General features: G+C 34.3%; 33 protein-coding genes. 31 read left to right on the top strand and 2 right to left on the bottom strand.

Features of this window, described 5'->3' with window-relative positions; all coding sequences use genetic code 11:
- Nucleotides 1-11: 11 nt before the first annotated feature.
- The 29 genes from rplB to eno all read left to right on the top strand — a co-directional run bounded on the left by rplB (nucleotide 12) and on the right by eno (nucleotide 16,242).
- On the top strand, nucleotides 12-836 hold the full coding sequence (gene rplB / locus ACUUYC_RS12930) for a 50S ribosomal protein L2 (RefSeq protein ID WP_474266302.1): 825 nt from the start codon (nucleotides 12-14) through the stop codon (nucleotides 834-836).
- 3 nt (nucleotides 837-839) lie between these two features.
- Entirely contained in the window at nucleotides 840-1,118 is a 279-nt protein-coding gene (gene rpsS / locus ACUUYC_RS12935; RefSeq protein WP_007094984.1) for a 30S ribosomal protein S19, read from the top strand.
- A gap of 9 nt (nucleotides 1,119-1,127) precedes the next feature.
- Nucleotides 1,128-1,535: a 50S ribosomal protein L22 gene (gene rplV, locus ACUUYC_RS12940; RefSeq protein ID WP_046756860.1), complete on the top strand. Its 408-nt coding sequence runs from the start codon at nucleotides 1,128-1,130 to the stop codon at nucleotides 1,533-1,535.
- A gap of 10 nt (nucleotides 1,536-1,545) precedes the next feature.
- Nucleotides 1,546-2,268, top strand: coding sequence for a 30S ribosomal protein S3 (gene rpsC, locus ACUUYC_RS12945; protein WP_474266303.1), 723 nt, complete (start codon nucleotides 1,546-1,548; stop codon nucleotides 2,266-2,268).
- A gap of 20 nt (nucleotides 2,269-2,288) precedes the next feature.
- The gene (gene rplP, locus ACUUYC_RS12950) at nucleotides 2,289-2,708 is read left to right on the top strand and encodes a 50S ribosomal protein L16 (protein ID WP_474266304.1); all 420 of its coding nucleotides are present in this window, start codon (nucleotides 2,289-2,291) and stop codon (nucleotides 2,706-2,708) included.
- Between the two features lie 12 nt (nucleotides 2,709-2,720).
- Nucleotides 2,721-2,912: a 50S ribosomal protein L29 gene (gene rpmC, locus ACUUYC_RS12955; protein WP_474266305.1), complete on the top strand. Its 192-nt coding sequence runs from the start codon at nucleotides 2,721-2,723 to the stop codon at nucleotides 2,910-2,912.
- A gap of 18 nt (nucleotides 2,913-2,930) precedes the next feature.
- The gene (gene rpsQ / locus ACUUYC_RS12960; protein ID WP_474266306.1) at nucleotides 2,931-3,188 is read left to right on the top strand and encodes a 30S ribosomal protein S17; all 258 of its coding nucleotides are present in this window, start codon (nucleotides 2,931-2,933) and stop codon (nucleotides 3,186-3,188) included.
- Between the two features lie 2 nt (nucleotides 3,189-3,190).
- A complete protein-coding gene (rplN, locus tag ACUUYC_RS12965) occupies nucleotides 3,191-3,559 on the top strand; it encodes a 50S ribosomal protein L14 (RefSeq protein WP_161416048.1) in 369 nt (122 codons plus the stop codon).
- Nucleotides 3,560-3,572: 13 nt separating this feature from the next.
- Nucleotides 3,573-3,884: a 50S ribosomal protein L24 gene (gene rplX, locus ACUUYC_RS12970; protein WP_474266307.1), complete on the top strand. Its 312-nt coding sequence runs from the start codon at nucleotides 3,573-3,575 to the stop codon at nucleotides 3,882-3,884.
- 2 nt (nucleotides 3,885-3,886) lie between these two features.
- Complete coding sequence (rplE, locus tag ACUUYC_RS12975) at nucleotides 3,887-4,438, top strand: 50S ribosomal protein L5 (RefSeq protein WP_474266308.1); 552 nt, start codon at nucleotides 3,887-3,889, stop codon at nucleotides 4,436-4,438.
- A gap of 2 nt (nucleotides 4,439-4,440) precedes the next feature.
- On the top strand, nucleotides 4,441-4,710 hold the full coding sequence (rpsN, locus tag ACUUYC_RS12980) for a 30S ribosomal protein S14 (RefSeq protein WP_474266309.1): 270 nt from the start codon (nucleotides 4,441-4,443) through the stop codon (nucleotides 4,708-4,710).
- 62 nt (nucleotides 4,711-4,772) lie between these two features.
- Nucleotides 4,773-5,171, top strand: a complete 399-nt coding sequence (gene rpsH, locus ACUUYC_RS12985) for a 30S ribosomal protein S8 (protein WP_430412038.1) — start codon at nucleotides 4,773-4,775, stop codon at nucleotides 5,169-5,171.
- A gap of 18 nt (nucleotides 5,172-5,189) precedes the next feature.
- On the top strand, nucleotides 5,190-5,732 hold the full coding sequence (gene rplF, locus ACUUYC_RS12990; protein WP_474266310.1) for a 50S ribosomal protein L6: 543 nt from the start codon (nucleotides 5,190-5,192) through the stop codon (nucleotides 5,730-5,732).
- Nucleotides 5,733-5,741: 9 nt separating this feature from the next.
- Nucleotides 5,742-6,095 carry a 50S ribosomal protein L18 gene (gene rplR / locus ACUUYC_RS12995; protein ID WP_474266311.1) on the top strand — a complete coding sequence of 118 codons (354 nt, stop codon included), beginning with the start codon at nucleotides 5,742-5,744 and terminating at the stop codon, nucleotides 6,093-6,095.
- A 6-nt stretch (nucleotides 6,096-6,101) separates the two neighbouring features.
- A complete protein-coding gene (gene rpsE, locus ACUUYC_RS13000; RefSeq protein WP_474266312.1) occupies nucleotides 6,102-6,626 on the top strand; it encodes a 30S ribosomal protein S5 in 525 nt (174 codons plus the stop codon).
- Between the two features lie 12 nt (nucleotides 6,627-6,638).
- Nucleotides 6,639-6,818 (top strand): 50S ribosomal protein L30, encoded by a 180-nt coding sequence (gene rpmD / locus ACUUYC_RS13005; protein ID WP_298422463.1) that lies wholly within the window; start codon nucleotides 6,639-6,641, stop codon nucleotides 6,816-6,818.
- 15 nt (nucleotides 6,819-6,833) lie between these two features.
- Nucleotides 6,834-7,286 carry a 50S ribosomal protein L15 gene (gene rplO / locus ACUUYC_RS13010; RefSeq protein WP_474266313.1) on the top strand — a complete coding sequence of 151 codons (453 nt, stop codon included), beginning with the start codon at nucleotides 6,834-6,836 and terminating at the stop codon, nucleotides 7,284-7,286.
- A gap of 15 nt (nucleotides 7,287-7,301) precedes the next feature.
- Nucleotides 7,302-8,642: a preprotein translocase subunit SecY gene (gene secY / locus ACUUYC_RS13015; protein ID WP_474266314.1), complete on the top strand. Its 1,341-nt coding sequence runs from the start codon at nucleotides 7,302-7,304 to the stop codon at nucleotides 8,640-8,642.
- A gap of 2 nt (nucleotides 8,643-8,644) precedes the next feature.
- On the top strand, nucleotides 8,645-8,860 hold the full coding sequence (infA, locus tag ACUUYC_RS13020) for a translation initiation factor IF-1 (RefSeq protein ID WP_046756846.1): 216 nt from the start codon (nucleotides 8,645-8,647) through the stop codon (nucleotides 8,858-8,860).
- A 6-nt stretch (nucleotides 8,861-8,866) separates the two neighbouring features.
- Nucleotides 8,867-8,983 carry a type B 50S ribosomal protein L36 gene (ykgO, locus tag ACUUYC_RS13025; protein ID WP_008992256.1) on the top strand — a complete coding sequence of 39 codons (117 nt, stop codon included), beginning with the start codon at nucleotides 8,867-8,869 and terminating at the stop codon, nucleotides 8,981-8,983.
- Nucleotides 8,984-8,985: 2 nt separating this feature from the next.
- Nucleotides 8,986-9,360, top strand: a complete 375-nt coding sequence (gene rpsM, locus ACUUYC_RS13030) for a 30S ribosomal protein S13 (RefSeq protein ID WP_474266315.1) — start codon at nucleotides 8,986-8,988, stop codon at nucleotides 9,358-9,360.
- Nucleotides 9,361-9,371: 11 nt separating this feature from the next.
- Complete coding sequence (gene rpsK / locus ACUUYC_RS13035) at nucleotides 9,372-9,761, top strand: 30S ribosomal protein S11 (protein ID WP_046756844.1); 390 nt, start codon at nucleotides 9,372-9,374, stop codon at nucleotides 9,759-9,761.
- An 83-nt stretch (nucleotides 9,762-9,844) separates the two neighbouring features.
- Nucleotides 9,845-10,450, top strand: a complete 606-nt coding sequence (gene rpsD, locus ACUUYC_RS13040; protein ID WP_474266316.1) for a 30S ribosomal protein S4 — start codon at nucleotides 9,845-9,847, stop codon at nucleotides 10,448-10,450.
- A gap of 25 nt (nucleotides 10,451-10,475) precedes the next feature.
- Nucleotides 10,476-11,468, top strand: coding sequence for a DNA-directed RNA polymerase subunit alpha (locus ACUUYC_RS13045; RefSeq protein ID WP_474266317.1), 993 nt, complete (start codon nucleotides 10,476-10,478; stop codon nucleotides 11,466-11,468).
- A 65-nt stretch (nucleotides 11,469-11,533) separates the two neighbouring features.
- Nucleotides 11,534-12,004: a 50S ribosomal protein L17 gene (gene rplQ / locus ACUUYC_RS13050; protein WP_474266318.1), complete on the top strand. Its 471-nt coding sequence runs from the start codon at nucleotides 11,534-11,536 to the stop codon at nucleotides 12,002-12,004.
- 102 nt (nucleotides 12,005-12,106) lie between these two features.
- Nucleotides 12,107-12,925, top strand: coding sequence for an FkbM family methyltransferase (locus tag ACUUYC_RS13055; protein ID WP_474266319.1), 819 nt, complete (start codon nucleotides 12,107-12,109; stop codon nucleotides 12,923-12,925).
- A 38-nt stretch (nucleotides 12,926-12,963) separates the two neighbouring features.
- Complete coding sequence (carA, locus tag ACUUYC_RS13060) at nucleotides 12,964-14,076, top strand: glutamine-hydrolyzing carbamoyl-phosphate synthase small subunit (RefSeq protein ID WP_474266320.1); 1,113 nt, start codon at nucleotides 12,964-12,966, stop codon at nucleotides 14,074-14,076.
- A gap of 19 nt (nucleotides 14,077-14,095) precedes the next feature.
- Nucleotides 14,096-14,707 carry a hypothetical protein gene (locus ACUUYC_RS13065; protein ID WP_474266321.1) on the top strand — a complete coding sequence of 204 codons (612 nt, stop codon included), beginning with the start codon at nucleotides 14,096-14,098 and terminating at the stop codon, nucleotides 14,705-14,707.
- Nucleotides 14,708-14,952: 245 nt separating this feature from the next.
- Nucleotides 14,953-16,242 (top strand): phosphopyruvate hydratase, encoded by a 1,290-nt coding sequence (gene eno, locus ACUUYC_RS13070; RefSeq protein ID WP_474266322.1) that lies wholly within the window; start codon nucleotides 14,953-14,955, stop codon nucleotides 16,240-16,242.
- Nucleotides 16,243-16,310: 68 nt separating this feature from the next.
- Here eno and ACUUYC_RS13075 read toward each other — a convergent pair whose 3' ends face one another.
- Together ACUUYC_RS13075 and ACUUYC_RS13080 are read right to left on the bottom strand one after the other, a co-directional pair.
- A complete protein-coding gene (locus tag ACUUYC_RS13075) occupies nucleotides 16,311-16,565 on the bottom strand; it encodes a hypothetical protein (protein WP_474266323.1) in 255 nt (84 codons plus the stop codon).
- 92 nt (nucleotides 16,566-16,657) lie between these two features.
- On the bottom strand, nucleotides 16,658-17,857 hold the full coding sequence (locus ACUUYC_RS13080) for a hypothetical protein (RefSeq protein WP_474266324.1): 1,200 nt from the start codon (nucleotides 17,855-17,857) through the stop codon (nucleotides 16,658-16,660).
- 115 nt (nucleotides 17,858-17,972) lie between these two features.
- Between ACUUYC_RS13080 and ACUUYC_RS13085 the strand changes: the two genes are divergently transcribed.
- Together ACUUYC_RS13085 and ACUUYC_RS13090 are read left to right on the top strand one after the other, a co-directional pair.
- Nucleotides 17,973-19,019: a hypothetical protein gene (locus ACUUYC_RS13085; RefSeq protein WP_474266325.1), complete on the top strand. Its 1,047-nt coding sequence runs from the start codon at nucleotides 17,973-17,975 to the stop codon at nucleotides 19,017-19,019.
- A 13-nt stretch (nucleotides 19,020-19,032) separates the two neighbouring features.
- Nucleotides 19,033-19,554 carry a DUF350 domain-containing protein gene (locus tag ACUUYC_RS13090; RefSeq protein WP_474266326.1) on the top strand — a complete coding sequence of 174 codons (522 nt, stop codon included), beginning with the start codon at nucleotides 19,033-19,035 and terminating at the stop codon, nucleotides 19,552-19,554.
- Nucleotides 19,555-19,645: the final 91 nt, after the last annotated feature.

Raw genomic sequence — 19,645 nt, forward strand, 5'->3', positions numbered from 1 at the left:
AAAGACAAAAAATGTCAGTAAGAAAATTAAAACCAATTACACCAGCTCAGCGTTTTAGAGTAGTCAATGGATTCGATGCCATCACTACTGATAAGCCGGAGAAGAGTTTACTTGTGCCGAAAAAGAGGTCTGGTGGTAGAAACAATCAAGGAAAAATGACCATGCGTTACATCGGAGGTGGTCATAAGAAAAGATATCGTATTATCGATTTTAAAAGAAACAGAAAAGAAGATTCTGCTGAAGTAAAATCAATTGAGTATGATCCAAATAGAACTGCTTTTATTGCATTAGTAGAATATGCTGATGGAGAAAAGCGTTATATCATTGCTCAAAATGGTTTGAAAGTAGGACAATCGGTTGTTTCGGGAGAGCAAGTTGCTCCAGAAATCGGAAATGCAATGCCTTTAAGTAATATTCCTTTAGGAACTATTATTTCTTGTGTTGAATTACGTCCAGGTCAAGGTGCTGTTATGGCACGTAGTGCAGGAGCTTTTGCTCAGTTAATGGCACGTGATGGGAAGTATGCTACAATTAAATTGCCTTCAGGTGAAACTAGAATGGTAATGGCTAACTGTTTAGCGACAATAGGAGCAATCTCTAACTCTGATCACCAGTTATTAGTGTCTGGTAAAGCAGGTAGAGGAAGATGGTTAGGTAGAAGACCTAGAACTAGACCAGTAGTGATGAACCCTGTTGATCACCCAATGGGTGGTGGAGAAGGTAAATCTTCTGGAGGACACCCAAGATCAAGAAATGGAATACCAGCTAAAGGATTCCGTACTAGGTCTAAGACGAAAGCAAGTAATAAGTATATCATTGAACGTAGAAAGAAATAAGACATGGCAAGATCATTAAAAAAAGGACCTTACGTTCACTATAGTTTAGATAAAAAAGTTCAGCAAAATATTGAGTCAGGAAAGAAAGCTGTGATCAAAACTTGGTCAAGAGCATCTATGATTACTCCAGATTTCGTTGGTCAAACTATTGCTGTGCATAACGGTCGTCAGTTCGTTCCTGTATATGTTACAGAAAACATGGTAGGACATAAGTTAGGAGAATTTTCACCAACAAGATCATTTAGAGGTCATGCAGGTGCGAAAAATAAAGGAAAAAAATAATAGGAAGCTATGGGAGTTCGTAAAAGAGAAAGAGCAGAGCAAATCAAAGAGGCTAAGAAAAGCATAGCCTTTGCAAAGTTGAATAACTGCCCTACTTCGCCAAGAAAGATGCGTTTAGTGGCGGATCTAGTAAGAGGTAAGAAAGTAGAAATAGCGCTTCATATATTAAAATTCAGTCAAAAAGAAGCATCACGTCGTTTAGAGAAATTGTTATTGTCTGCAATTGCAAACTGGCAAGCTAAAAACGAAGATGCAAGCGTTGAAGAAGCTGAATTATTTGTAAAAGAGATCAGAGTTGATGGTGGAAGTATGCTAAAAAGACTTCGTCCAGCACCTCAAGGTCGTGCACATAGAATTAGAAAACGTTCCAACCATGTTACATTGGTGTTAGGAGCTAATAATAACACACAAAGTTAAGATAGGAAGTATGGGACAAAAGACAAATCCAATCGGGAATCGCCTTGGTATTATCAGAGGATGGGAATCTAACTGGTACGGAGGTAATGACTATGGAGACAAACTTGCTGAGGACGATAAAATCAGAAAGTATATTCATGCTCGTTTATCTAAAGCTAGTGTTTCTAGAGTAATCATTGAGCGCACACTTAAACTTGTAACCGTTACTATCACGACGGCTCGCCCAGGTATCATTATTGGTAAGGGTGGTCAAGAGGTAGACAAGTTAAAAGAAGAGCTTAAGAAGATTACAGGTAAAGAAGTACAGATCAACATCTTTGAGATTAAAAGACCTGAGCTTGATGCGAATTTAGTTGCAGCTAGTGTTGCTCGTCAAATTGAAAATAGAATTTCATACAGACGTGCAATTAAAATGGCTATTGCAGCAGCAATGCGTATGAATGCAGAAGGAATTAAGATCCAAATTTCTGGCCGTTTAAACGGAGCGGAAATGGCAAGATCAGAATCTTACAAAGACGGTCGTATTCCTTTATCAACTTTCAGAGCAGATATTGATTATGCATTACATGAATCTCATACTACTTATGGTAGATTAGGAGTGAAAGTATGGATAATGAAAGGTGAGGTTTACGGAAAAAGAGAATTATCTCCATTAGTTGGAATGGCTAAAAAACAGTCAGGAAAAGGTGGAAACAATTCAGGTGGAAAAGGAAAATCTCGTCGTAGAAAGTAATTTTTTAAAGTAAAAGAAAAATGTTACAGCCAAAAAGAACAAAATATCGTAAAGTACAGAAAGGGCGTATGAAAGGGAACTCTGGTAGAGGTCACTTGCTTTCTAACGGTATGTTTGGTATTAAATCATTAGATGCAAATTTTTTGACATCTCGTCAAATTGAAGCAGCCCGTGTTGCGGCAACTCGTTTCATGAAGAGAGAAGGTCAATTATGGATCAAGATTTTTCCAGACAAGCCAATTACAAAGAAGCCATTAGAAGTACGTATGGGTAAAGGTAAAGGTGCTCCAGAATACTGGGCAGCTGTTGTAAAACCTGGAAGGATTATTTTTGAAGTAGGTGGCGTTCCTATGGAAGTTGCCAAAGAAGCATTGCGCTTAGCTGCTCAAAAATTGCCAGTTAAAACTAAGTTTATTGTAGCTCGAGATTTCGAAGCTTAATTTTTATAAGTTATGAAACAATCAGAAATTAAAGAATTATCTGTAGCTGAGTTACAAGACAAATTAAAAGAGTCTAAGAAAAGCTATGCAGATTTAAAATTTGCAAACGCTATTTCTCCTCTAGAAAATCCAATTCAATTGCGATTTGCGAGAAGAACAGTTGCTAGAATAGCTACTGAACTAACTAAAAGAGAATTGCAATAAATTGAATTCTACTGACAGATGGAAAAAAGAAATTTAAGAAAAGAGAGAATAGGTGTTGTTACTAGTAATAAAATGACGAAATCAATTGTGGTTTCTGAAGTAAAACGAGTAAAACATGCTATGTACGGTAAGTTCGTGTTAAAAACTAAGAAATATGTTGCACACGACGAAAAGAACGATTGTAATATTGGTGATACAGTAAAAATAATGGAGACTCGTCCATTGAGTAAAACCAAATGTTGGAGATTAGTTGAAATCATTGAAAGAGCTAAATAATTATGTTACAACAAGAATCAAGATTAAAAGTAGCAGATAACACGGGAGCTAAAGAAGTTTTAACTATCCGTGTTCTAGGTGGAACGAAAAGACGTTACGCTTCAGTTGGAGATAAAATTGTTGTAACTGTTAAAGATGCAACTCCTAACGGAAGTGTTAAGAAAGGACAAGTTTCTACAGCAGTTGTTGTACGTACTAAGAAAGAAGTAAGAAGACCAGATGGATCTTATATCAGATTTGATGATAATGCTTGTGTTCTTTTAAACCCAACAGGGGAAATGAGAGGTACACGTGTTTTCGGACCGGTTGCAAGAGAACTTCGTGATAAACAATTCATGAAAATAGTATCATTAGCACCAGAGGTACTTTAATACATTATTTAAGATGACAAAACTAAAGATAAAATCAGGAGATACAGTACGCGTAATTGCTGGAGACCATAAAGGTTCTGAAGGTAAAGTGTTAACTGTACTTCGTGAAAAAAACAAAGCGATTGTTGAGGGAGTAAATATGGTATCTAAGCATCAAAAGCCTAGTGCACAAAATCCTCAAGGTGGAATCGTTAAAAAAGAAGCGCCTATCCAAGTTTCTAACTTATCTTTGTTGACTTCAAAAGGAGAAACAACAAGAGTAGGTTATAGAGTGGAAGGAGACAAGAAAGTAAGGTTTTCTAAAAAATCTAATGAAGTAATATAGTTATGGCTTACATTCCAAGATTAAAACAAGAGTACAAGGATAGAGTTATCCAAACTCTTACAGAAGAGTTCAGTTACAATAACGTAATGCAAGTGCCAAAACTTGAAAAAATAGTTTTGAGTAGAGGTGTTGGTGGAGCTGTAGCTGATAAGAAATTAATTGATCATGCTACTGATGAGCTAGCTAAAATCACTGGACAAAAAGCAATAGCTACAATATCTAAAAAGGATGTTGCAACTTTCAAATTACGTAAGGGTATGCCAATTGGAGCAAAAGTTACGTTAAGAGGAGAAAAGATGTACGAATTCCTTGATAGATTAGTAACTTCAGCTTTACCACGTGTAAGAGATTTTGGTGGAATCAAAGCAAATGGATTCGACGGAAGAGGTAATTATAACTTAGGTATTACTGAGCAAATTATCTTTCCAGAAATAAATATCGATAAAGTGAACAGAATTGCAGGAATGGATATTACATTTGTAACTTCTGCTTCAACCGATAAAGAAGCTAAATCATTATTAACTCAATTAGGATTACCTTTTAAAAAGAATTAATTATGGCTAAAGAATCAATGAAAGCCCGTGAGGTGAAAAGAGCAAAAACGGTTGCTAAATATGCTGAGAAAAGGAAAGCTTTGAAAGAAGCTGGAGATTACGAAGGATTACAAAAGTTACCGAAAGATGCTTCTCCTGTTCGTATGCACAATCGTTGCAAACTTACTGGACGACCAAAAGGGTACATGCGCCAATTCGGTCTTTCTCGTGTAATGTTTAGAGAAATGGCCAACAAAGGATTAATTCCTGGAGTTAAAAAGGCAAGTTGGTAAAATTATAAATTGGTTTCAGGTTCAGTATTTATGCTGAAAACCAAAACCGCAAATTGATAAATATGTATACAGATCCAATAGCGGATTATTTAACTAGAGTTCGAAACGCTAGTAGAGCAGGACACAGAGTTGTGGAAATTCCAGCTTCAAAACTTAAGAAAGAAATCACAAAGATCTTGTTTGATCAAGGATTTATCTTAAGCTACAAGTTTGAAGATACTACAGTTCAAGGAAGCATCAAAATCGCTTTAAAATACGATAAGATGACTAAAGATCCTGTGATTAAGAAAATTCAGAGAATCAGTACGCCAGGTTTACGTCAGTATGCTGGTGCTAACGAACTTCCAAGAGTATTAAACGGATTGGGAATTGCAATCGTATCTACTTCTCACGGAGTAATGACAGGAAAGCAAGCTCAACGTGAAAATGTTGGTGGAGAAGTTTTATGTTACGTTTACTAATCTAAAAGACTTACGAAGATGTCAAGAATAGGTAAAAACCCAGTAAGTATCCCAGCGGGAGTTACTGTAGATATAAAAGAAGGTCAAGTAACCGTAAAAGGTAAATTAGGAGAATTGACACAGCATGTTGACAGTATCACTGTTAAACAAGAAGAAGGTCAATTAGTACTAGAACGTCCATCTGAAAGCAAAGATCATAGAGCAAAACACGGTCTATATAGAGCATTACTTAACAATATGGTTGAAGGTGTCTCTAAAGGGTTTACAAAAGAATTAGAACTAGTTGGAGTTGGATACAGAGCAAGTAACCAAGGACAAAGACTAGAATTAGCTCTAGGATTTTCTCACAATATTGTAATTAACGTAGCTTCTGAAGTGAAAGTTGAAACAGTATCTGAAAAAGGAAAAAACCCAATTATAAAATTAACTTCCCACGATAAACAACTGGTAGGACAAGTAGCGGCTAAAATCCGTGCGTTCCGTAGACCAGAACCTTACAAAGGAAAAGGAGTTAAATTTGTTGGAGAAGTATTAAGAAGAAAAGCAGGTAAATCAGCTTAATAATTAATTATGGGATTATCAAAGACTGAAAGAAGACAGAGAATTAAAAACAGAATTAGAAAAATCGTTGGTGGTACAGAAGCCAGACCAAGATTAGCTGTTTTTAGAAGTAATAAAGAAATTTATGCTCAAATTATCAACGATGTAGACGGTAAAACAATTGCTGCAGCTTCATCACGTGATAAAGACATCAAAGCAGAAGGTACAAAAACAGAAGTTGCTTCCTTAGTAGGAAAGTCAATTGCTGAAAAAGCACTAAAAGCTGGGATTGAAACAATCGCATTTGATAGAGGTGGATATTTATACCACGGAAGAGTAAAATCATTAGCAGAAGGTGCTAGAGAAGGAGGACTTAAATTCTAAGAAACTATGTATCAGAAATACAAAAACGCAGAATTAGTAAAGCCAGGTGGACTAGAATTAAAAGATCGTTTGGTAGGAGTACAACGTGTAACTAAAGTAACAAAAGGTGGTAGAGCCTTTGGTTTCTCAGCTATCGTAGTTGTTGGTGATGAAAATGGTGTTGTTGGACAAGGTTTAGGAAAGTCGAAAGACGTAGCTACAGCAATTGCAAAAGCAATTGAAGATGCTAAGAAAAACTTAGTTCGCATACCTTTGCAAAATGGAACATTACCACATGAGCAAAAAGGAAAATACGGTGGAGCAAGAGTATATATTCAACCAGCATCTTCCGGTACGGGAGTTATTGCAGGTGGTGCTGTACGTGCAGTATTAGAAGCTGTCGGAGTTCACAATGTATTATCTAAATCTCAAGGATCATCTAATCCGCATAACGTAGTAAAAGCAACTTTTGATGCTTTATTACAATTAAGAGATGCAGGAATTGTTGCAAAACAAAGAGGAATTTCTTTAGAAAAAGTATTTAAAGGATAAATCAAGGATAAAATGGCAAAAATTAAAGTAAAACAAGTAAGAAGCAAAATTAGTCGTCCTCAGAATCAAAAGAGAACACTAGAAGCGCTAGGTCTTAAAAAGATCGGTCAGGTTGTAGTACATGATGCTACACCAAACATCCTTGGAATGGTAAATAAAGTTAAACATTTAGTTTCTGTTGAAGAAGCTTAAAAATAACAACTAGTTATGGATTTAAGTAACTTAAAACCAGCTGAAGGTTCAGTTCAAAGTAATAACAAAAGAGTAGGTAGAGGACAAGGTTCTGGAAAAGGTGGTACTGCAACACGTGGTCACAAAGGAGCCAAATCTCGCTCAGGTTATTCAAAGAAAATTGGATTCGAAGGTGGTCAAATGCCTCTACAAAGACGTGTTCCTAAGTTTGGTTTCACAAACATCAATCGTAAAGAATATCAAGGTGTAAATCTTGATAGATTACAGGAATTAGTTGAAGAAGGTAAAATCACAGATACTGTTGATTTACAAATATTAGTAGCTAATAGAGTAGCTAGAAAAACTGATTTAGTAAAAATCCTTGGAAGAGGTGAACTTAAATCAAAATTAAAGGTTACAGCTCACAAATTTACAGCTTCAGCTAAAGCAGCTATCGAGGCAGCAGGTGGAGAAGCAGTAACTTTATAATTTCTACAAAGAAGCATGAAAAATTTTATTGACACAATAAAAAATATTTGGAATATAGACGAGCTAAAAAATAAAATTTTAGTGACACTAGGACTTTTACTCGTGTATCGATTCGGTGCGCAAGTAAGTCTTCCAGGTATGGACTATACAAAACTTGGCGCAGATTTCGCTGGAAACTTTCAAGGTGGTGGAATCGGTAATCTTCTAAACATGTTTACAGGTGGAGCTTTTGCAAAAGCATCTGTATTCGCTTTAGGAATTATGCCATACATCTCTGCTTCAATTGTGGTTCAGTTGATGGGAATTGCGATTCCTTATCTACAAAAACTCCAAAAAGAAGGAGAAAGTGGTCGTAAAAAAATTACGCAAATCACTAGATGGTTAACAATTGTAATATGTTTGGTACAAGCACCTTTCTATTTATGGGGATTAGGTCAATTGGGAGTTCCTGATGAAGCCTTCATGATTGGAAAAGGACTTGACTTTATCATTCCTTCAGTAATAATTCTTGTAACTGGTACTATCTTCGCGATGTGGCTAGGAGAAAAAATTACAGACAAAGGTATTGGTAACGGTATCTCACTATTAATCATGGTAGGAATTATAGCGTACATGCCGCAAGCATTTGTTCAAGAACTTGCTTCTAATGCAAGCAAGCCAATGCTTATTCTTATAGAAATTGTAATATGGTTAGCAATCATCATGGCAAGTATTATGCTGGTAATGGCGGTTCGTCAAATCCCTGTACAATACGCTAGAAGAACTGCAAGTGGTGGATACGAGAAAAACATCTTCGGAGCAAGACAATTTATTCCATTAAAATTAAATGCATCTGGTGTAATGCCAATCATTTTTGCGCAAGCATTAATGTTTGTCCCTACAGCAATCGGAAATGGTCTAGATGATACATCTGCAGGACAGTGGATGATCGCTAATTTCCAAAATGTATTTGGTTTATGGTATAATTTATTATTCGCTTTCTTAATTATAATATTTACATACTTCTATACTGCAATTACAGTTCCTACGAACAAAATGGCAGATGATTTAAAAAGAAGTGGTGGATTTATTCCTGGAATTCGTCCAGGTGGAGAAACAGGAGAATATTTAGATAAGATAATGTCACAAATTACGTTACCTGGATCAATCTTTTTAGCATTGATCGCTGTATTCCCAGCAGTTGTTGGAAATATATTAGGTATTCAACAAAGTTGGGCATTATTCTTTGGAGGAACATCGTTGCTAATTATGGTAGGAGTTGCCATTGATACTATGCAACAAATAAACTCATACTTGTTGAACAGACATTATGATGGTTTAATGAAAACTGGTAAAAACCGTAAAGTAGTTGCATAATTATGGCTAAACAAGCTGCAATAGAACAAGACGGAACAATCATAGAAGCATTGTCAAATGCAATGTTCCGTGTAGAATTAGAAAACGAGCATATCGTTACAGCGCACATTTCAGGAAAAATGCGTATGCATTATATCAAATTATTACCTGGTGATAAAGTGAAACTAGAAATGAGCCCGTACGATTTAACAAAAGCAAGAATTACTTATAGATACTAATAAATCATGAAAGTAAGAGCATCAGTAAAAAAAAGAAGTCCCGAGTGCAAAATTGTGCGTCGTAAGGGTAGATTATACGTAATCAATAAAAAGAATCCTAGATTTAAACAAAGACAAGGATAGTTATGGCAAGAATCGCAGGAGTAGACATTCCAAAGCATAAGAGAGGAGTTATCGCATTAACTTATATCTTTGGAGTCGGAAGAAGTAGAGCTAAAGAAGTTTTAGCTGCAGCAAAAGTAAGTGAAGATACTAAAGTTTCAGATTGGAATGACGACGAAATTGGTCGTATTCGTGAAGCTGTAGGAACATTCACAATTGAAGGTGAATTACGTTCTGAAGTTCAATTAAACATTAAACGTTTAATGGACATCGGTTGTTATAGAGGAATTCGTCACAGATCTGGACTTCCATTAAGAGGTCAGAGAACTAAGAACAACTCTAGAACAAGAAAAGGTAGAAGAAAAACTGTTGCTAACAAGAAAAAAGCAACTAAATAATATTTTGTAGTATGGCAAAGTCTAGCAAGAGTACAAAAAAACGTAAAGTAATAGTAGAATCTGTTGGAGCAGCACATGTAACTGCATCTTTCAATAATATTATTATATCACTTACGAACAAAAAAGGAGATGTAATTTCTTGGTCATCTGCCGGTAAAATGGGTTTTAGAGGTTCTAAAAAGAACACTCCGTATGCTGCACAAACAGCAGCTGAAGAAGCATCTAAAGTAGCTCATGAAGCAGGATTACGTAAAGTAAAAGTATACGTAAAAGGTCCAGGGAATGGTAGAGAATCTGCTATCAGAACAATCCACAATTCAGGAATTGAAGTAACTGAAATTATTGACGTTACTCCATTACCACATAATGGATGTAGACCTCCAAAAAGAAGAAGAGTATAATTAAATTAATTTTCATTGAGAGATTAACGATTATCGAAGGAGAAAGCCTTAATTCATAATCACTCTCATAATAACTATTAGAAATGGCAAGATATACTGGTCCTAAAACTAAAATTGCCCGTAAATTCGGAGAAGCAATTTTTGGAGAAGATAAATCTTTTGAAAAAAGAAATTATCCTCCAGGTCAACATGGAAACAACAGACGTAGAGGGAAAAAATCTGAATACGCAATCCAGTTGATGGAAAAACAAAAAGCAAAATACACGTACGGAATTCTTGAGCGTCAGTTCAGAAACCTGTTCGAAAAAGCAAACAGTAGTAAAGCAATTACTGGTGAGGTATTATTACAACTTTGTGAATCACGTTTAGATAACGTAGTATTCAGAATGGGAATCTCACCAACTAGAAGCGGAGCAAGACAATTAGTATCGCACCGTCACATCACAGTAAATGGAGAGAAAGTAAACATTCCTTCATACAATGTTAAACCTGGAGATGTTGTTGGAGTTAGAGAAAAATCTAAATCCTTAGAAGCAATTGGTAGATCACTAGCGAATGCTAGCCACGTATATGAGTGGATTACATGGAATGGAGAAAAAATGGAAGGTACGTTTGTTACTATTCCTGAAAGACTTCAGATCCCTGAAAATATCAAAGAGCAGTTAATAGTAGAATTATATTCTAAATAATAAATAATCAGAAAGTATTCTTAATATGGCATTATTAAACTTCCAAAAGCCCGATAAAGTTATCATGATTGACTCTTCTGAGTTCGATGGCAAATTTGAATTTCGTCCTTTAGAACCTGGATACGGGTTAACAATCGGGAACGCATTAAGAAGAGTACTTCTATCATCATTGGAAGGTTTTGCGATTACTTCTGTTCGTATGGACAAAGTAGATCACGAATTTTCAACGATTTCTGGTGTTGTAGAAGATGTAACAGAAATTATTTTGAATTTAAAGCAAGTTCGCTTTAAAAGACAAATAGACGATATTGATAACGAATCAGTATCAATCTCTGTTTCAGGAAAAGATCAACTTACCGCAGGTGATTTCCAAAAGTTTATCTCAGGTTTCCAAGTGTTAAATCCAGATTTAGTTATCTGTAACATGGATGCTTCAGTAAACCTAAACATGGAAGTTACTATTGAAAAAGGTAGAGGATATGTTCCAGCTGAAGAAAACAAAAAGTCAAATGCTCCGTTAGGAACTATTTTTACAGACTCAATTTACACACCTGTAAAGAATGTAAAATACAGCATAGAAAACTATCGTGTTGAACAAAAAACTGATTATGAAAAATTAGTTTTTGAAATCATTACTGATGGATCTATTCATCCTAAAGAAGCTTTAACTGAAGCTGCAAAAACATTAATTCACCACTTCATGTTATTCTCTGATGAGCGTATCACTTTAGAAGCGGATGAAATTGCACAAACAGAAACATATGATGAGGAATCATTACATATGCGTCAACTACTAAAAACAAAATTAGTAGACATGGACCTTTCTGTAAGAGCATTAAACTGTTTAAAAGCTGCAGAAGTAGATACATTAGGAGACTTAGTATCTTACAATAAAAATGATTTAATGAAATTCAGAAACTTCGGTAAAAAATCATTAACGGAACTAGAAGAACTAGTAAACGTTAAAGGATTAAGTTTCGGAATGGACTTATCAAAATATAAATTAGACAAAGATTAATTCAATTCCACTATAATTTGCTCCTCAAACGAGTTGAAGCAAGATAGCGGTAAAAAACAAATGTCATGAGACACGGAAAAAAAGGAAACAACCTAGGTAGAAAGACAGCGCACAGAAAAGCGATGTTAGCAAATATGGCTTGTTCATTAATTGAACACAAACGTATTAATACTACCATAGCAAAAGCAAAAGCATTAAAGCAATTTGTTGAGCCATTAGTAACTAAGTCGAAAGAAGATACTACACACAATCGTCGTTTAGTATTTGGTAAACTAAGAAACAAATATGCGGTAACTGAATTATTCAGAGACGTTGCTGTTAAAGTTGCTGATAGACCAGGTGGTTATACAAGAATTATCAAGTTAGGAAATCGTTTAGGAGATAATGCTCAAATGGCATTAATCGAATTAGTAGACTACAACGAAACGTACAATACTGAGAAGAAAGCGAAAACTACAAGACGTAGTAGAAGAGGTGGTGGAAAGAAAACTGCACCAGTAGTAGAAACTCCTCAAGCTTCAAACGAAGAAGAATAATGATTTTAATTTCATTACATATAAAAAGGATAAACTTTATGAGTTTATCCTTTTTTTTATATTTGAAAACGAGTATCATTCAAAAAAAGAATTACTAAGGAAATGATCAATCTAATAAAATCATTACTGCCAAAAGGTGTAAAGAAATTTGTGAAAAGGAATATCCTTGGCACATCTCAGGTGACGAAACCGAAATACAATGCTTCGTTGCTAAAAGATGAAACTACATTAGATTGTACAATTGCATACAACAAATACGGTGGATATTGTACGCCTTTCTCTGCGCAACAAGAATCAGTTGTGCAAGAAATACTAAAAGGAAATGTATACGAACCAAATACGATACAATACATCATTGATCATTGTGAAAATGGAGATGTAGTACAAGCTGGCGCCTACTTCGGCGATTTTCTTCCTGGAATAGCAAAAAACATTTCAAAAAATGCACAAGTCTGGACGTTTGAACCAAGCTCAGAATACTACAGATGTGCTGAAATGACAATACTAATCAATGGTTTAACAAATGTTAATCTATTTCAAGTTGGTTTGGGAGAAATTAAATCTGAACAAAAACTACAAATTGAAACGGAAGAAGGAAGACGATTAGGTGGTGCAAGTAGAATAATTGATTCAGAAAATGGTAAATTTGTACCCATTACAATCGAAACATTAGACAGTATAATTCCTGAAGGCAGAAATATTTCAATACTTCAACTCGATTTAGAAGGATTTGAAATTCCTGCACTCAAAGGAGCTATCAATACTATCAAAAGATGCAAGCCGATTCTAATACTAGAAATATTATCACACAATGATATCCTTTCAAATGATTGGTTTAAAGAACACATACTTTCTTTAGGCTATGAAATTACAGGAAAAGTACACAACAATACAATAGTAAGAATACAACACAATAATTAATTTATAAACAACAACACAACTAAATTGTATAGCTAGATATGAAATACCAAACTCGACAAAAAGCAATATTACTACTCGAAGATGGAACTATCTTTCACGGGAAAGCAATCGGAAATCCTGGCACTGCATACGGAGAAGTATGTTTCAATACTGGAATGACAGGATACCAAGAAATATTTACAGATCCTTCATACTATGGCCAATTAATGGTAACTGCCAATGTACATATTGGAAACTATGGTACGGCTACAGCCGAAATGGAATCTGACGATGTGAAAATTGCTGGATTAATATGTAAAAACTTTAGTTATGATTATTCACGTGACGCGGCAGACAGTTCTCTAAAAGAATTCTTAGATCAAAATGACTTGTTTGCAATATCAGATGTGGATACTAGAGCTTTAGTAGGATATATAAGAGATAACGGAGCTATGAATGCTGTTATTTCTACTGATGTAGATAAAATAGAAGAACTAAAAATAAAGCTTTCTAAAGTGCCAAGCATGGCAGGGTTGGAATTAGCTTCTAAAGTTTCTACAAAAGAACCATACATCTTTGGAGACGAAAATGCGACACATAAAATTGCTGCTTTAGACATTGGAATAAAAAAGAACATTCTAAGAAACCTTGCAAAACGTGATGCATGCATTAAAGTGTTTCCATACAATGCAACGTTTGAAGAAATGAGCGCGTGGAATCCTGATGGATACTTCTTATCAAACGGACCTGGAGATCCAGAACCACTAAATGATGCGGTTGCATTTGCAAAAGAAGTAATCAAACAAGATTTACCATTATTTGGAATCTGCTTAGGACACCAAGTAATTGCATTGGCAAACGGAATCTCTACATACAAAATGCACAATGGACATCGTGGAATCAATCATCCTGTAAAAAACATGATTACTGGAAAAGGTGAAATCACTTCACAAAATCATGGTTTTGCAATCAATAGAGAGGAAACGGAAGCAAATGCTAATGTGGAAATTACACATGTACACTTAAATGATAACACCGTTGCTGGAATTCGTATGAAAGACAAAAATTGTTTCTCTGTACAATACCATCCAGAAGCAAGTCCTGGACCACACGATGGAGAATATCTATTTGATCAATTTATTGAAAACATTCAAAAAGTAAAAACGGTTTAATTTAGATCAAACAGAGAAGATGAAGAAAATCATCATTATACTACTAGCTTTTATAAGTATTGTTTCATGTAAAAAAGATGCGAAAACTGAAAAGTCAGCACCTGAAACAGAAAAAGAAACAACTGCAAAAGCACCAGATGTAAAAGTATCAGTTGATAAAGAACAATTACTATCAACTACAATTGCATATTTCAAAAACTGCAAGGAAAATGAAGTTAATAGAAATGATTGTCGCAACAGTATCACTAAAATGATTTCTGAATTCTATGACATTTCTGACTTTAAAAATACGCAGGGTGATTATGTAGTATATGATAGTATTCAATCAATTATTAAAAAATCGAATACTTGGGTAAAACTTGGAAAAGCGAGTGATCAAAAAGTATTAGAAAAAGCACAAGAAGCAGCAAACAATGGAAACGCTACAATAGCTATTGATGTATCAGAATCATACGGTCAAGTTGCGATGATAATTCCAGGGAAACTGACAAATTCAGGATCATGGAAACTAAAAGTTCCAAATACTGCTGCTTTAGTAAACTATGATGCTACGAAGTCATTTATGAACAAATCACTATCGTACGCATTCAAGTCAACAGAAAATATTGTACTATTTAGTAAATTACATTAAGATAAGTTCGTGAAATATAGGCAAGGAATTCACAATAAAATAATAGGTACAAGCCTTGAGAAATTATAAATCTCGATTATCGAGTAAAAAATAGTTGCATTATTTTTCATAGAAAACGTTTTCGCGTTTTATAAAAAGAATCAAAAATAGCGCATTGTTGACATATCCGTAAAAGCAATGTTCAAACATAAAAAACTAGTGTTAGTTTCGTAAATTAGCCTAGAGAAATAAAAGAAAAAAAGAAAATGAGCAGAATTATAAATATTCACGCAAGACAAATTTTAGATTCAAGAGGAAATCCAACTGTTGAAGTAGATGTAGTAACTGAAAATGGAGTATTAGGAAGAGCAGCAGTGCCTTCAGGAGCATCAACAGGAGAACACGAAGCAGTAGAATTGAGAGATGGCGGAGACGCTTACATGGGAAAAGGAGTGAGTAAAGCTGTTCATAATGTAAATACTACAATTGCAGAAGAACTAATGGGAGTTTCTGTATTTGAGCAAAATCAAATCGATAAATTAATGATCGATTTAGATGGAACGCCAAACAAAGGAAACTTAGGAGCAAATGCAATCTTAGGAGTTTCGTTGGCTGCTGCAAAAGCTGCTGCAAACGAACTAGGAATGCCATTATACAGATATGTTGGTGGAGTTTCTGCAAACACACTTCCTGTTCCAATGATGAACATTATCAATGGTGGTTCGCATTCTGATGCACCAATTGCATTTCAAGAATTCATGGTAATGCCTGTAAAAGCAAAAAACTTTACACATGCAATGCAAATGGGAACTGAAATCTTTCATCACCTAAAGAAAGTATTACACGATAGAGGTTTAAGTACAGCTGTAGGAGATGAAGGTGGATTTGCACCAACATTAGACGGAACAGAAGATGCATTAGATACAATTTCTTTAGCAGTTGCAAATGCAGGTTACAAACTTGGAGATGAAATTATGATTGCATTAGATTGTGCTGCGGCAGAATTTTATGTAGATGGAAAATATAACTATGCTAAATTTGAAGGAGAAACAGGAAAAATAAGAACTTCAAAAGAACAAGCAGATTACTTAGCAGAATTAGCTGCAAACTATCCGATCATTTCTATTGAAGATGGAATGGACGAAAACGATTGGGAAGGTTGGAAATACCTAACTGAGATTGTTGGAGACAAAGTACAATTGGTTGGAGACGATTTATTCGTAACAAATGTTGAGCGTTTATCAAGAGGAATTGAAAACAATACAGCAAATTCTATCTTAATCAAAGTAAATCAAATCGGAACATTGACAGAAACAATTGCTGCGGTAAACATGGCGCATAATGCTGGGTATACTTCGGTAATGTCACACAGATCTGGTGAAACGGAAGACAATACAATTGCTGATTTAGCAGTTGCATTAAACACAGGTCAAATCAAAACTGGTTCGGCTTCACGTTCTGATAGAATGGCAAAATACAATCAATTATTACGTATTGAAGAAGAATTAGGAGCTGTAGCTTACTATCCACAAGACAAAGCATTCAAAATAAAATAATCACTATAACTACTAACAACACAGTTAAAGTGAAAAGGTTGAATTCTTAGAATTCAACCTTTTTTATTTTATACGCATGTATTGCAGGTTAAATCATCACAAAGGGTTCTGACACATGTACCAAATTCGGTAAGTTGTGGCGGACAATCATTACAGCTTACATGTGGACAATACGAAAATACACGTGTATACTTCGTAGTAATGTCGATAATGGTGTCAATAATTGTTCCTATATCAATAGAAGCATTACCTCCAAATGTTTTGTTCAAATTACTAACTGACTGTTTGCGTAATACTAAATTTTTTAAATTCTTTTTTTTCATAATATTGAATGTGTTGATTTATAGAAAGTTATGAAAAAAATAAACAGTTGAATTATGGTTTAACCGTAATTAATGTGCTGTAAATCAAAATATTATCCAACATTGCTGATTAAAGTAATAAACTCTTGCAAGCCACTTCCAATTACGGGAGCTAGCATTGTTAAAATGACTTTTAAATAACTAGAAAAGCTTTTATTTTCTGTTAGTGCTTCTTTATCGGTTGCCGAAATTTCCTCATCAAGATTAATAGTTTGTTGAATACGACTAAAGCTCATTTGGATTCCGGCATAAATTAAAATTAAAAAGAATGTCTGAACCAATCCATTCATAAAAGCAAACTCACTTGGAAAGACAGTCACATCGCTTCCAATAAAACTATTAATTGCACGTAATAATGTATCGGTACAAAAAATAGTAAATGCCAAAAATACACCAACAATAATAAAATATACTTCTACATCTTTTCGAATCGCGTTAAAATTCTTAAGCAATATTACCTTATCTGTTTTAAGCAAAAATGTCAATTTTGCATTGATGGTAAAAATCAAAATCATCCAAACTAAAACACTAACAAAAGAAGCTGTCGAGGCATATATCAATGTCCAAGGTTCGTAACCAAAACCAAAATAAGAAGTAATATAAGTTGGTTTAAACAACATAAAAGGACTCAAGCGATCAGGTAAAAACTGTGCGGAAATCAATGTGAAAATCATCAAGATAGCAAAGATGGTATTCCTAACGGTAACAGAAGCCTGAAGTCCTGCACTGTATTTTCGAATTCCAGCAATGAAAAACGGAATCAAAAAAAATGAAAAACCAGTCGCAATTGAAATTAAAATAATCCACAAACCAGCTTTTGGAAACTTATTAAAGAAATATGGTGGTGAAAAATTTTTGTTGCCTAATGTTTTTGCATATTTAAAATCGAGTGTTTTAATTGTAAAGTACAATTCTTTCTTTTCAGTAGACGCAAAAAGATGTGTATCTGAAAAATCTGACTTCATATAAAACATATCTTTTTCTGAAGTTGTCGTAGTAATCAATACTTTTTTAATATTCTCATGTTTTGAAACACTAAGTATATATGCATCTTTAACCAAATCAATAGAATCTTGCGAGAATGTATACGTAGGATTCGCCACTTTTGCTGCTGCAGGAGAGTTATAAAAAGAATAATCAGGTGTTGTATTAAAAAAAATAATAAAATAGGTGAATGAAAATCCTATAAGCCCCAATAAAATAGAAATTAATATATAATTATGGTACTTGTATTCTGATGGGAAAATTGGCATAAAAAGTAATAGTTAGTTATGTACAATATACTAAATAATAAAAACTAGATAAATAAAACAAAAATCAGCAATTCATCGTATTTTCAAGATTCAAAAAAGATAGTATCTTTATCACATGACAGAAGACAAAAAACCACATGGTTGCGTTGTTGCTATACAAAAACTCTTTTCGGGTAGTTTGGCACTTATTGCTACAGGTTTTTTAGCGATCATCATATTTTTTCTTGCGACTGAAGTCAAAATAGAAGGCATGTCATTGCTTGTAATTTCTGTGTGTGGTCTCTTTGTATTACGATATCTCTGGAAAAAAGTAATGCGAAAAAGTCTTTCCAATAAAGATGCTTTTAAAAATATCTTATTTAACATACTTAGAACCATTGCTGTAATCGTATTGTTCTCCATCATCATGGCAATTCTGATGAAAAATGCAGGATATAAAATTGAAGAAGAGAATACTGTTGTAAAAAAAGAAACCGATAAAACGGAAGTCATTACTACAACAGAAGGTGAAAAAAGAGTTCGATACATCGTAAACAAATTGAGTTGGAATGATTTTGATGGCGATCGCTATCGAATGAACTTCAAAATTGCAGAAAGTAATATTCAAAAATCTAAAAGGAATAAAGACGCGTATCAATATACGCGAAACTTTACTTGGGGAAATTTCTACAAGCACATGGCAAACCATGATGCACCATTATTAGAACACTTATACACATCGTTCAGTAAAATACAGAAAGAAAAAAAGATGAACCGACGAAAATTTGCCGAATTCATCATCACAAGTATTCAAAATATACGATACAATTACATAAAATCAACGCCGTGTACGGGAAATGAAGATTATCCATGTGTTGGAAATATTCGATTGGGAATTTTTGCACCAGTCGAATTTGGAGCAAACCTTACTGGAGATTGTGATTCGCGTACAGTATTGCTATTTGTATTACTATCACGATTCAAGTATGATGTAGCAATTCTTAACAGTGACGAATACAAACATTCGGTACTTGGGATAAGTTTGCCAGCGCGTGGAAAATATAAAACATACAACAGAAAAAAATATTATTTCGTAGAAACAACAGCAAAAGGTTGTCCCATAGGATATTTACCCAAAAATGTATCAAGCTTACGTTATTGGGACTTTGTTTTAGTCAACTAAAAAAGAAATCACCATGAATACAGAACTATTTTATCTTGCACTAAGTCAAATGGTATTATCCATTGTACTAGCCATTATCATATTCTTTATTTCGTATAAAGTACTTATCAAAATATTCAAGCTAAAAGAAGAAAATCTAAATGATTCCAACTTGGCGTTGAGTATTTTCTTTTCAGGAATTATCTTTAGTACAGGATATTTACTAAGTGGAATTATTCCATCGATCATAAGTGCGATAGAAATGTTGAAAATTCACGCGAAAGAAAGTCTATTTGTAGAAGTCTTAAAATACTCTTCGTTATCTTTATTTATAGGGTTTTTATTAGCTACATTAATTCATTTTAGTTCGTTTATGTTAGCAAAATCACTCACAAAACACGTGGATGAAGTAGGTGAGTTAAAAAAGAACAATTTAGCTGTCGCGATTTTACTAACAACAATCATAATCTCCATTACAATCATATCAAGAGACAGTCTAGTTTTTTTAATAGAACTCTTTTTGCCACAACCAACAGTAGTAGAATATACTGGATAGGAAGTTAACTATGACGTGGTTTATTAACCTTAAGGGATATAACATCCTATGATTTAGAATATATTATTTTTGGCCGATACTATAGTGATGA

It is taken from the genome of Kordia sp. E (assembly GCF_056033805.1).

Coding starts and splice junctions, on each gene's coding strand:
- rpsK (WP_046756844.1), top strand. CDS start 9,372: ATGGCAAAGTCTAGCAAGAGTACAAAAAAACGTAAAGTAATAGTAGAA.
- rpsC (WP_474266303.1), top strand. CDS start 1,546: ATGGGACAAAAGACAAATCCAATCGGGAATCGCCTTGGTATTATCAGA.
- rpsD (WP_474266316.1), top strand. CDS start 9,845: ATGGCAAGATATACTGGTCCTAAAACTAAAATTGCCCGTAAATTCGGA.
- infA (WP_046756846.1), top strand. CDS start 8,645: ATGGCTAAACAAGCTGCAATAGAACAAGACGGAACAATCATAGAAGCA.
- rplF (WP_474266310.1), top strand. CDS start 5,190: ATGTCAAGAATAGGTAAAAACCCAGTAAGTATCCCAGCGGGAGTTACT.
- rplE (WP_474266308.1), top strand. CDS start 3,887: ATGGCTTACATTCCAAGATTAAAACAAGAGTACAAGGATAGAGTTATC.
- rplQ (WP_474266318.1), top strand. CDS start 11,534: ATGAGACACGGAAAAAAAGGAAACAACCTAGGTAGAAAGACAGCGCAC.
- ACUUYC_RS13045 (WP_474266317.1), top strand. CDS start 10,476: ATGGCATTATTAAACTTCCAAAAGCCCGATAAAGTTATCATGATTGAC.
- ACUUYC_RS13075 (WP_474266323.1), bottom strand. CDS start 16,565: ATGAAAAAAAAGAATTTAAAAAATTTAGTATTACGCAAACAGTCAGTT.
- rpsM (WP_474266315.1), top strand. CDS start 8,986: ATGGCAAGAATCGCAGGAGTAGACATTCCAAAGCATAAGAGAGGAGTT.
- ykgO (WP_008992256.1), top strand. CDS start 8,867: ATGAAAGTAAGAGCATCAGTAAAAAAAAGAAGTCCCGAGTGCAAAATT.
- rplR (WP_474266311.1), top strand. CDS start 5,742: ATGGGATTATCAAAGACTGAAAGAAGACAGAGAATTAAAAACAGAATT.
- rplN (WP_161416048.1), top strand. CDS start 3,191: ATGTTACAACAAGAATCAAGATTAAAAGTAGCAGATAACACGGGAGCT.
- ACUUYC_RS13055 (WP_474266319.1), top strand. CDS start 12,107: ATGATCAATCTAATAAAATCATTACTGCCAAAAGGTGTAAAGAAATTT.
- rplX (WP_474266307.1), top strand. CDS start 3,573: ATGACAAAACTAAAGATAAAATCAGGAGATACAGTACGCGTAATTGCT.
- eno (WP_474266322.1), top strand. CDS start 14,953: ATGAGCAGAATTATAAATATTCACGCAAGACAAATTTTAGATTCAAGA.
- rplO (WP_474266313.1), top strand. CDS start 6,834: ATGGATTTAAGTAACTTAAAACCAGCTGAAGGTTCAGTTCAAAGTAAT.
- rpsE (WP_474266312.1), top strand. CDS start 6,102: ATGTATCAGAAATACAAAAACGCAGAATTAGTAAAGCCAGGTGGACTA.
- rpsS (WP_007094984.1), top strand. CDS start 840: ATGGCAAGATCATTAAAAAAAGGACCTTACGTTCACTATAGTTTAGAT.
- ACUUYC_RS13090 (WP_474266326.1), top strand. CDS start 19,033: ATGAATACAGAACTATTTTATCTTGCACTAAGTCAAATGGTATTATCC.
- rpmC (WP_474266305.1), top strand. CDS start 2,721: ATGAAACAATCAGAAATTAAAGAATTATCTGTAGCTGAGTTACAAGAC.
- rplB (WP_474266302.1), top strand. CDS start 12: ATGTCAGTAAGAAAATTAAAACCAATTACACCAGCTCAGCGTTTTAGA.
- rpsN (WP_474266309.1), top strand. CDS start 4,441: ATGGCTAAAGAATCAATGAAAGCCCGTGAGGTGAAAAGAGCAAAAACG.
- rpsH (WP_430412038.1), top strand. CDS start 4,773: ATGTATACAGATCCAATAGCGGATTATTTAACTAGAGTTCGAAACGCT.
- ACUUYC_RS13065 (WP_474266321.1), top strand. CDS start 14,096: ATGAAGAAAATCATCATTATACTACTAGCTTTTATAAGTATTGTTTCA.
- rplV (WP_046756860.1), top strand. CDS start 1,128: ATGGGAGTTCGTAAAAGAGAAAGAGCAGAGCAAATCAAAGAGGCTAAG.
- ACUUYC_RS13085 (WP_474266325.1), top strand. CDS start 17,973: ATGACAGAAGACAAAAAACCACATGGTTGCGTTGTTGCTATACAAAAA.
- secY (WP_474266314.1), top strand. CDS start 7,302: ATGAAAAATTTTATTGACACAATAAAAAATATTTGGAATATAGACGAG.
- ACUUYC_RS13080 (WP_474266324.1), bottom strand. CDS start 17,857: ATGCCAATTTTCCCATCAGAATACAAGTACCATAATTATATATTAATT.
- rpsQ (WP_474266306.1), top strand. CDS start 2,931: ATGGAAAAAAGAAATTTAAGAAAAGAGAGAATAGGTGTTGTTACTAGT.
- rpmD (WP_298422463.1), top strand. CDS start 6,639: ATGGCAAAAATTAAAGTAAAACAAGTAAGAAGCAAAATTAGTCGTCCT.
- rplP (WP_474266304.1), top strand. CDS start 2,289: ATGTTACAGCCAAAAAGAACAAAATATCGTAAAGTACAGAAAGGGCGT.
- carA (WP_474266320.1), top strand. CDS start 12,964: ATGAAATACCAAACTCGACAAAAAGCAATATTACTACTCGAAGATGGA.